The organism is Sphingomonas sp. PP-CE-1A-559 (assembly GCF_004340965.1).
Lineage (GTDB): Bacteria > Pseudomonadota > Alphaproteobacteria > Sphingomonadales > Sphingomonadaceae > Sphingomonas.
Genome location: NZ_SLYA01000023.1, coordinates 1 through 8,752 on the forward strand (window position 1 = coordinate 1; position 8,752 = coordinate 8,752).

Genomic DNA, 8,752 nt, shown 5'->3' on the forward strand with positions numbered 1-8,752 from the left:
AATAAGTTTGAGACCCGATTCAAGAACATGACCAAATTCGGATGCATCAGGCAATTTATTTATTGCCCAATGTGCAATGGCCCTATTAAACGCAAATGCGGTTTCATAAAAACTCTCGTCAGTTGGAAAACTATCAAGAATTTTCAAAGCACTTTCAAATTGGCTGCCCGCAATAAATCTTAATCCTATGTTTAGCCTGTCGTCGACGGAGAGCTTATCAAATCCGTGCATGGCAATCATAGATTTCAGAACTCTGGCGGAGTACTGAGTTACAAAAAGATTGCTTTCTAATGATAGAAAAGAGGTCGCGATTTCTTTCATATTAAGACTAGAAAGAGCAGGAATATCATCAGCCTCTGGCAACAAATTTTCATCAGCGGCAAGAATTGTAGCTAAAGAGTCCCTGACCATCGACCCCGATATCGATGGTAGCTTCAGCAAGCTAATTGCAGACGATGTGCTCGCCTCTAGATTATCAAGTTCTCTATAGATTCTCATACGCAGCAAATGTATTCCGGAGATCATTTGATCTCCGTTGATTATATCAACCGCGGTGTTGCCAATGGACGCTACAGCAAGTTCTACTGTTGACGCGGCATCATGTAGCACGCTTTTACTATAAAAAAACAAAGATGCTAAAAACATCAGGACATAATCGCCCTGATGAAATTCTTTTATTTTCGATATCTTTTTTCTAATTTCATCATATTTTTCGCCATTGAATGAATCTCTTGCGGTAAATCGTGACGAGATATTATCGGAGTTGTTGATGTCAGTTAAGTACAAAGCTGCGCCATCGGCATCTTCGGCATTTAACTTGGAAATACTATTGCTTAGATCTCTTAACTCTTTGGAGAGAGAGCTTTTGGGTCTCTCGAGAACAAAAATTTTCTGATCAAGCAATGACAAACTATCATAATGATGAACCATTGAAAGGTTTTCATCGCTATAATTAATTTCAGATTGAAATCGTTTTAGCCAAGTATTTAATATCTCATACTCATCGTCGAGCTTTGGTACACGCGACGCAACGAAGTGCAAACTTATCGGTTCGTCGGCACTGGGTTCTTGCCTGACATCATTCACAATTTGCTTGAGTCCAGAAAGATTCTGCTCATTTGGAAAGAAAACCGCAGCAATTGCATCAGGTAGCTGCCTGGTGCAAATACCGCTAATATCCGTATGGCCAGTTCTGCTGTCTATTAGTACATAATCGAACCCAAGATCGGCCCACTGCTCTTTTAGGTCTTCAAATAATAAGAAGCCATTCTCGTCATTGTATAAAGTCCGCCAATCAATCTTCGAAAACAGTGCGGAATAATTGGAGTCCTCGACGTTCCCTGCCGGCATCACCGATAGACCGTCTATTGCCTTCGAGGAGGCGTCATCTGTCTTTTCTACTAACTGACACTCATGAATGAAATCTCTAGCGGCAGGAGCTTTCCCAGAAAGTCGATATGCCGAGACGAATTCTACCATTCCGGCTTTGCCCCGGGCGGTTCGGCATGCTTCGAACGTAGTAAGGCCCGGTGCCTCTAGATCAAAGTCGACGACCAGAACTCGGCGCCCCTTCTTCACTAAATTTGCAGCAACATTCATCAGTGCCAAAGTGCGACCTACGCCGCCTTTAAAAGAGTAGAATGTACATACAAACACTACCCGTTATTCCTCTTTAAAGAAAACAAATCACGACGCTTTAGTGCTTTTTCATATCTTTCCGAAGAAGCGCTAAGTGCAGAAAAATCAACGTGAATTACGTTTGATTCGTCTTTCGTTTTGGCCGGCTCATTCGCAATCGACAAAAGGCTCAAGCCAACCTCTTTGTTTTCAAGGGCCAGCAGATAAAAACTAGACTGACCACTTATAAAAAGTTTTCTATTCTCCCATCGCTCTAGGGAGGCGTGCCCTATCCTAAAAGCAGCCGCAAAATCTCTACGGTTCATACCGTATACGGCACGAATTTCGCGAATACGGTCAGGGGTTAGTAGATTTTGATGTTCGCAAGCGGCGTCATGCCGAATCTCTTCCGCACGAAAATCGGTAAAAGAAAAATCACATTCCACGCACGTATTCACGGGAACATTTACCGTTATGATATCCTCATCAGCACCAAACGGGAAACTCTCGGATTCAACAGACTCCGTGAAAGAATCTCCACCGCACATAATGCAGGAGCTTCTAGCGGTATCTGTAAGCGCATTCTTCATGCCCTATACTCTTCTGTTGAGTAATGAAAACTGAGACCTAGAACCAAGTCCCTATCGAAAACGATGCCTACCTTCATATAGAGCCGTCGTTCGTTGTTCGACACGTCAATGAGCATTTCGATAGCCGGGTGTGGATTTAGAGCTGAAGCCGGCCGCCATCGTAACGGGGTATCACCCTCAAAATGGTCAGCGATGAAGTCCCATGCTGCATCATCGTTGAAAATGGCTTCCGTATCTGGATGCCTTACTGTGAAGGGGTGCCAATTGTGCCCAGTTCCGGCATTCCTGGCTAAAATGCGTTTTTGTGGATTCCGGCAGTTATTGCTGATTTGCTTGCGCTGGTGAGAGGTAAGTTCCAGAATCTCGTGCGTCACGTTGTGTGCCTCATATGAGGCGATTCGTAAAGAAAGCAATACCACACACGTTTGACTCCCCTGAACCCCCTAGATGTAAGGAGCCGGCAGGTTGGTCAATGGCACGAAGATCTAGATGGCGTTTCCTCTAAAACCGGCAGCTTGATGCGAAAATCATAGGTTTTGCATCGCTGGGAAAATGGTGGAAATCCGGGCACTTCCAAGATGCATAATTCCGATGCACAATCCGAGCATGATTTACGGCTACGCGCGCGTCTCATCCAACGGGCAGGATCTGGCGCAGCAGCTCGCCCAGCTCGACGTGGCCGGCTGCACCAAGATCTACCGCGAGAAGGTCAGCGCCGCGACTGCCGAGCGGCCGCAGCTCAAGCGCGCGATCGGCGCGCTCGATGCCGGCGACGTGCTTATGGTGACGGCCACCGATCGCTTGGCCCGCAACACTCGTGACCTGTTGAATATCCTTCATGCGGTGAAGGAGGCCGGCGCGGGCTTCCGCTCGATCGCGGAGCCGATGGTGGACACGACCTCGCAGTTCGCGGAGGTCGTCATTGCCGTGCTGGGGATCGCAGCGAGCTATGAGAGGCAGCGCATCACCGAGCGCACCGCTGCCGGCAGGGTTCAGGCCAAGGCCCGTGGTGTGAAGTTCGGTCGACGTGCTGCCCTTACAGCTCACCAGCAGACCGAGGCGCTACAGCGGCTCGCCAAGGGCGACACGCAGCGCACTGTTGCCGCTCTGCTCGGGGTCGATCAGGCGACGATATCGCGGTTGTCACGGAAGCAAGGTTGATGATCGGGCGAGCTGGAAACAAGCCGTTAAACCGGTGCAGGCCATAGTAACCTCGAGGAGACTAAAAATGGCGTTTACCGAGGCCGAAAAGCAGCAGTGGCATGCCGACCGTCGAGCAGGCAAATCCACGGATGACGATTACACCCCATCCCCAACTTGCGGACATTGCGGCAACCCGTTCAGCCTGGGTGCGGGAGTCGTCACCGACGACTTCTCACTATGCGACGTGTGTAACGGCGATTGATCCTTCCTGTCATTCGTCTGTGCGGCCGAACAGGCGACCAAAGAACCCGCGTTTGGATTCGGTAGGGCCAGGTCCCGCCAACAGGCCGATCACTCTGGCCTGTGCCTCCCGGCGTTCGTCCTCGGATCTATCGAGCCGTTGCCGCAGATCATCGACCACGCCATCGCGATCACGAAGCTGTTCACGCAACAGTTCAACTTCCCGGAGCAACCCCCCTGTTTCCATTAGGGTTTCCCTGTTTCCAACAGGGGTATCAAGGGGGGCTTTTTGAACGGTTTCCGTCTGTTTCGGAGGAAACACCCGAAACAGCTCGGATGTGTCAATCAGGTAGCCATTATCGGTTTTCTCAGCATAGCTAAGACGCCCCGATTTAAGGGCTTTCGAGACGGTTCCCTTGCTGACACCGGCCAGCTCGGCACCCTTCGTCATCGACACCGTAGCCATAGGTTACCCCGTGTTTCCAACCGGGAACCATGACCGGTTGCCGTAGGGTATCGTGCAACCCTGTCAGAGACAAGGATCAGGGTTTCGCCCACTTCTCCGCGCAACCCTTTACCCATGTGGTCCAATCATCGCGAAGAGCGTCACCCCGGAGTTGCCGTCGCCGGTCGGATCGGACCCGAGCGTATTGATCCGCTAGCCGTTGAATCGCATGGCCTCCGCCGTAGGCGAGGCCGATCGCATAGAGGTCTGGCGTTTGATATTCCGACACCTGATCGTCGGCAGGCCACCGCAATATGTCTGAAACCGAGAGGCTGGCAGCGGTAGCAGCGATAATCGCCGCAGGATCAGCGACCGTTTCTACGGTGCCTTCTCGCCGTGCGCGCCGGCCGGCACGGTGACGCTCGTTTTCTTCCTCTGCCGCTACGACAGCGATCGGAGCCTTGCGACGAAATGTGATCGCTACTTCGGTGACCTTGCGGCCCCTTCGCTTTGCGACCTCCCAGGCGACCGAGAATTGGGGAACGAGCTGATTTATCTCAGCCGTCGCCGCATCGAGGACGAAGCGGCGCAGATCGGCGAACGAGCCATAGGTGCCTTCAGGAACGCCAAGTTTGGACCGTAGCGTCGCGACATCACCCCGCCAGATCGGCACGTCGCGGCGATAGAGCAAAGCTCCGAGCTGGTAGAGTTCGAGGGCATACTTGCTATCGAACGCCAGCACTGTTGCCCGGTGCAGCAGGGCATAGGCTTCGCTGTCTTTCAGAAGATCGCGGGCGCGGCGAGTGAACCGGTAGATCAGCCACCCCTGCTCTCCCCCTTCAAATGTTTCCTCGATCATCTGGAACGTGCGACGCCCTTGGTCGCCCTCGACCTGATCGGGCATGGCAAAAAAGATACCCATCAGCTCGTCGATCGTATCTGTAAGGCGATCATTGGAATTGTGGGAGCCGCGCAGCAGGCGCTTGGCAATCCGATGTTCCTGGTCGCGCCATGCGTCGCCAGCGGCCTGATGCATCATCAGGGCGAGAATCTTGCGAGCCGAGAGGGTGAGCGAAACACCGCGCGCGTAGCGGACTTCGACCAGTTCACGCGGTTGCACGATCGTGTCGGAACCCCGCTCCTTCTCGATCCGCGCAACTTCCATCGTGCGTTTAGGCTTATCGTCGGCTGCCCCGGTCATGGCAGCATAATCGTTCGATGCGACAACGCGGTCAAGTATCATGAGATGAGAGCGACTAGCTCCTCACTTCACGCACCCCATTCCTCACAATACCCCACCCCATTTCTCACAATACCCCACCCCAAAACTCATGATACCCCACCCCATTCCTCATAATAGGCTGGAATCGTCGTTCCAAATCAAAGGGATGCGACCCCCCTGAATCATAGAATCATAGAATCATGAATCACCGCCCGCGGAACAGAGAAGATTTAGGTGGAATCGACCTTCGGCCGATGCGCTGATGCTGCGTGCCGGCTACGCCGTCACCGGAGCGGCCTATCGGCCGCTAGCTTGGCGATGAAGAAGTCGGGGCAAAGGCGGTCAGCGATCATTTGCCACTCGTCACGCGGCGAGGAGCTTTCCCATTCTCGTTGTGGACGACGATCGCGGACACGCCCGAAACGGCGATGCGATCAATCAGACGATCAGCTTCCTCGTACTGGTTACTGGGCCAGTCTCGGGCGACGTGGACGCGATTGTCGCCAATTTCGAGCGTCAGGTGCGAAATGGAAGAATCAAGGTCGAGGAGCCGCGCCATGTCGGCTTGGGCTTCCGGTGTGACGTGATCCAGAGCGTGTCCGGTCATCACAAGCTGCCATGTGCGGGCTGTTTCATCCCGGATCATGGCAGGAGCCAGCCGTTATAGGATTTGCGATCGGGGTTCGCGCCGAAACACCAGTAGGCCCCGTCGCGCTTCTCGCGTTTCCACCCGTGATTTTTCGGGCAAGCAGCAATGGCAGGGATGGTCTGTTCGCTGGCCTGATCGATCCGGCGGGCAAGCTTACCGTTGGCGGTGTTGGCCCAGTTCGCTGCTGCGACCTCATCGCGAGCGCGGGCATAGCCCGATGCTTCACCGGCCCCGTTTCCGAGGTGATAGCCGTAACCCAGCGCAACAGGCACCAGCAGGGCGAAGCCGGCGAGTGCGCCGTTCCACCACCTGTCCCACCGGCGCCGGCGCAGCTCATGGGCGCGGCGATCGGCGGCATCGGCGGCAAGACGATCGTTCAGGGCGGCGTTCGCAGCCGAGTCAGCGTCGATCCGACGCCGCAGGGCCTCTCCCGCCTCGGCAAGGCCATCTGCGGCCCCATGACGCGCTCCGGCCTCCGCACGGGCTACCAGAACCGCAGGATCGACCAGGCGGGCGGCTATGACCTTGTCGCGGGCTTCTTCGTCCTCAGCGCGCTGTGCGTCCCTAGCGGCGGCATCGGCGACGCTGGCGCGCACGTCGGTCACCAGGTCGCGGAAGGAACCCAGGACGGCAAGGATGCGGTGAATGTTGGTATCGAGGTGGGAGAAGAAGCTCTGCGCCTGGGCGACGTCGGCGGTGTCGCGCGCGAGATTAGCGGCAGAGGGTGGCGGATCGGGGGGCATGTCGAACTCGGCGGGATCGAATTTGCCGGCTGGGGAATCGTCTCGGTCTCCGCCACGACCCCTTACCCTTCCGCGCCCTTCATTTTGGAGCTGGCGCGCCTGTTCGAGCAGGCGGCGGGGATCATCGTCACGGTCGCGTTCCATCAGCGGTCCTCCCCGGGCAGCGTCCACCCCTCGAATGGTTTTTTGTCGGACTCGCGGCTGATGCGGTGGGTCAGCTCGCTGACGATGCCGGCGAACCGTTTGTCCTTGGTGGCGGCATCGAGAAGCAGGCCACCCAGGATGATCTTGCGGCGGGTGTCGAGGCGACGACCTTCGGTGGCGATCCGGGCGTTCAGGGCATCGAGGCGAGCCTTGGCCTGGGCAAGACGCTTCTTCGCCAGTTCGAGAGCTTCGGGGGTGGGAGCCGCCATACCTTCTCCGCGTCAAAGCACGATCACAAAACGAGCATAGCGCAAACCAACAAACGAAGCCACCCAAGACGACGGTAGGAGACAAGGGCGCACTTTAGCATTACTATGTAATGCGTGCGGCAGGGACACCCTGCACCCATGTCGCAAGCGACAGCGGGGCCTCGGCCCCACACCCCGACCAGCGTCATGCCGCTGGACTACGTTTGAGAAGGCGCACGCGGACGATGGCGATCTACCATCTGGCAGTGAAATCGGTGTCGCGCTCGACCGGGCGCAGCGCAGTCGCGGCGGTCGCGTATCGTGCCGGCGTCTGTCTCGAAAACGAGCGCGACGGCCTGGTGCACGATTACACGCGGCGGGGCGGTGTCGAGGATACGTTCATCGTCGCACCGGAAGGTGCGGACTGGGCGCAGGATCGCTCCGCGCTGTGGAACGCAGCGGAGGCGGCGGAGAAGCGCAAGGACGCCAAGGTGGCGCGGGAGTACGAGTTGGCGCTGCCGGCCGAGCTGGACGCCGGCCAGCGCCGCGACCTGGTTCGTGCTTTCGCGGAGGATATCCGCGACCGCTACGGGGTGGCGGTCGATGTGGCGATCCATGCCCCCCATGACTACGGCGACGATCGCAACCACCACGCGCACGTCATGACGACGACGCGGGTGGTGGACGCGGAGGGGTTGGGAGCGAAGACGCGCCAGCTCGACGTGCGATCGTCGGCGTCGATCGAGGTGGAGGATATCCGGGCGAGCTGGGCAGCGCAGGTCAACGACGCGCTGGAACTCGCCCAGGTGGCCGAGCGGGTCGATCATCGCAGCTATGCGCGCCAGGGCATCGAGATGGAGCCGACCGTGAAGATGGGCCATGCCTCGGCCGCGATCGAGCGCCGCGCCGAGCGCGAGCAGATCGCAGCCGGCGAGGAGCTGCACGCCGTTACGCCACGTGGACAGATGAACGAGGCGATTCACGAGGCGCGGGGGCTGGGGGTGTATATCGAGCGCGGCCGGGAGTGGCTGCACGAGATGGGCGGCCGGGTGCGGGAGCGGGCCGAGTTGGCGGCGCAGAGCATGGCGAGCTTCGTCCAGGGCGCGGCACGAACGATGCGGGCGGGGTTGCAGACCAGCACCGACGACGGGTTCGCGGCGGTGCCGGCGCTTGATCACTCACTCCGGCGCGAGCAAACCTCGTGGGTCGAGGTGGAGCAGCCGGAGCAAGGCGACCGCGACCGCGATGGCCCCGCTAGAGGCGGGCGCGGGCGATAACTAGAACCGTCAGCCGATGGGTGACTGGCCGACGACTCTCGATTTCACGAATAGGTTTTATTGATCACTAATTGAATGCATAACATTATCAGCACTACGATGAAGAACTTCTGGCTCAGGACCATCATCGCTGATGTAATTAATTAGTTTATGACAATTTAGAATAAACTCTTCTGATGATACAGTCATAAACGACCAGCAATCAAAAACACCACCTGCTTGGCCATCTGCTAAACTAATAGCCTTGTTAGCTAATTGAATGGCTAGGGCTGAATTGCCAACAATTGATGCACTCAATGCAATACACTGGTAGAAATTTGCATCTTGATCGAACTCCTCAATAAGTTTGAGACCCGATTCAAGAACATGACCAAATTCGGATGCATCAGGCAATTTATTTATTGCCCAATGTGCAATGGCCCTATTAAACGCAA

General features: G+C 56.0%; 12 protein-coding genes. 3 read left to right on the top strand and 9 right to left on the bottom strand.

Going from position 1 to position 8,752, the window contains the following annotated elements; all coding sequences use genetic code 11:
- From C8J42_RS19700 to C8J42_RS19710, 3 genes are all read right to left on the bottom strand, one after another.
- Positions 1-1,656: AAA family ATPase (locus C8J42_RS19700; RefSeq protein ID WP_279388774.1), on the bottom strand; the 1,656-nt coding region annotated here is incomplete at its 3' end.
- Positions 1,656-2,207 carry a hypothetical protein gene (locus C8J42_RS19705; RefSeq protein WP_133021508.1) on the bottom strand — a complete coding sequence of 184 codons (552 nt, stop codon included), beginning with the start codon at positions 2,205-2,207 and terminating at the stop codon, positions 1,656-1,658. The genes C8J42_RS19700 and C8J42_RS19705, both read right to left, overlap by 1 nt.
- The gene (locus C8J42_RS19710) at positions 2,204-2,581 is read right to left on the bottom strand and encodes a hypothetical protein (protein WP_133021509.1); all 378 of its coding nucleotides are present in this window, start codon (positions 2,579-2,581) and stop codon (positions 2,204-2,206) included. The genes C8J42_RS19705 and C8J42_RS19710 overlap by 4 nt, the downstream gene beginning before the upstream one ends.
- Positions 2,582-2,798: 217 nt before the next feature.
- Between C8J42_RS19710 and C8J42_RS19715 the strand changes: the two genes are divergently transcribed.
- Entirely contained in the window at positions 2,799-3,368 is a 570-nt protein-coding gene (locus C8J42_RS19715; protein WP_243644635.1) for a recombinase family protein, read from the top strand.
- A gap of 67 nt (positions 3,369-3,435) precedes the next feature.
- Positions 3,436-3,612, top strand: a complete 177-nt coding sequence (locus C8J42_RS20280) for a hypothetical protein (protein ID WP_165895584.1) — start codon at positions 3,436-3,438, stop codon at positions 3,610-3,612.
- Positions 3,613-3,621: 9 nt separating this feature from the next.
- Here C8J42_RS20280 and C8J42_RS19720 read toward each other — a convergent pair whose 3' ends face one another.
- The 5 genes from C8J42_RS19720 to C8J42_RS19740 form a co-directional block, all read right to left on the bottom strand.
- The gene (locus C8J42_RS19720; protein ID WP_243644636.1) at positions 3,622-4,041 is read right to left on the bottom strand and encodes a DNA-binding protein; all 420 of its coding nucleotides are present in this window, start codon (positions 4,039-4,041) and stop codon (positions 3,622-3,624) included.
- A gap of 91 nt (positions 4,042-4,132) precedes the next feature.
- A complete protein-coding gene (locus tag C8J42_RS19725) occupies positions 4,133-5,236 on the bottom strand; it encodes a replication initiation protein (protein ID WP_243644637.1) in 1,104 nt (367 codons plus the stop codon).
- Between the two features lie 370 nt (positions 5,237-5,606).
- The gene (locus tag C8J42_RS19730) at positions 5,607-5,903 is read right to left on the bottom strand and encodes a hypothetical protein (protein ID WP_133021512.1); all 297 of its coding nucleotides are present in this window, start codon (positions 5,901-5,903) and stop codon (positions 5,607-5,609) included.
- A complete protein-coding gene (locus C8J42_RS19735; protein WP_133021513.1) occupies positions 5,900-6,793 on the bottom strand; it encodes a hypothetical protein in 894 nt (297 codons plus the stop codon). The genes C8J42_RS19730 and C8J42_RS19735 overlap by 4 nt, the downstream gene beginning before the upstream one ends.
- Positions 6,793-7,062, bottom strand: a complete 270-nt coding sequence (locus C8J42_RS19740) for a mobilization protein (RefSeq protein ID WP_133021514.1) — start codon at positions 7,060-7,062, stop codon at positions 6,793-6,795. Before C8J42_RS19740 ends, C8J42_RS19735 begins: the two co-directional genes overlap by 1 nt.
- A 203-nt stretch (positions 7,063-7,265) precedes the next feature.
- Between C8J42_RS19740 and mobQ the strand changes: the two genes are divergently transcribed.
- Positions 7,266-8,318, top strand: coding sequence for a MobQ family relaxase (gene mobQ, locus C8J42_RS19745; RefSeq protein ID WP_207897198.1), 1,053 nt, complete (start codon positions 7,266-7,268; stop codon positions 8,316-8,318).
- Between the two features lie 57 nt (positions 8,319-8,375).
- Here mobQ and C8J42_RS20285 read toward each other — a convergent pair.
- The coding region (locus C8J42_RS20285) for a hypothetical protein (RefSeq protein ID WP_165895585.1) at positions 8,376-8,752 on the bottom strand (377 nt) is incomplete at its 5' end.

Excerpts from the sequence above, each read along its gene's own strand:
- C8J42_RS19705 (WP_133021508.1), bottom strand. The coding sequence starts at position 2,207 with ATGAAGAATGCGCTTACAGATACCGCTAGAAGCTCCTGCATTATGTGC.
- C8J42_RS19715 (WP_243644635.1), top strand. The coding sequence starts at position 2,799 with ATGCACAATCCGAGCATGATTTACGGCTACGCGCGCGTCTCATCCAAC.
- C8J42_RS20280 (WP_165895584.1), top strand. The coding sequence starts at position 3,436 with ATGGCGTTTACCGAGGCCGAAAAGCAGCAGTGGCATGCCGACCGTCGA.
- C8J42_RS19720 (WP_243644636.1), bottom strand. The coding sequence starts at position 4,041 with ATGACGAAGGGTGCCGAGCTGGCCGGTGTCAGCAAGGGAACCGTCTCG.
- C8J42_RS19725 (WP_243644637.1), bottom strand. The coding sequence starts at position 5,236 with ATGACCGGGGCAGCCGACGATAAGCCTAAACGCACGATGGAAGTTGCG.
- C8J42_RS19730 (WP_133021512.1), bottom strand. The coding sequence starts at position 5,903 with ATGATCCGGGATGAAACAGCCCGCACATGGCAGCTTGTGATGACCGGA.
- C8J42_RS19735 (WP_133021513.1), bottom strand. The coding sequence starts at position 6,793 with ATGGAACGCGACCGTGACGATGATCCCCGCCGCCTGCTCGAACAGGCG.
- C8J42_RS19740 (WP_133021514.1), bottom strand. The coding sequence starts at position 7,062 with ATGGCGGCTCCCACCCCCGAAGCTCTCGAACTGGCGAAGAAGCGTCTT.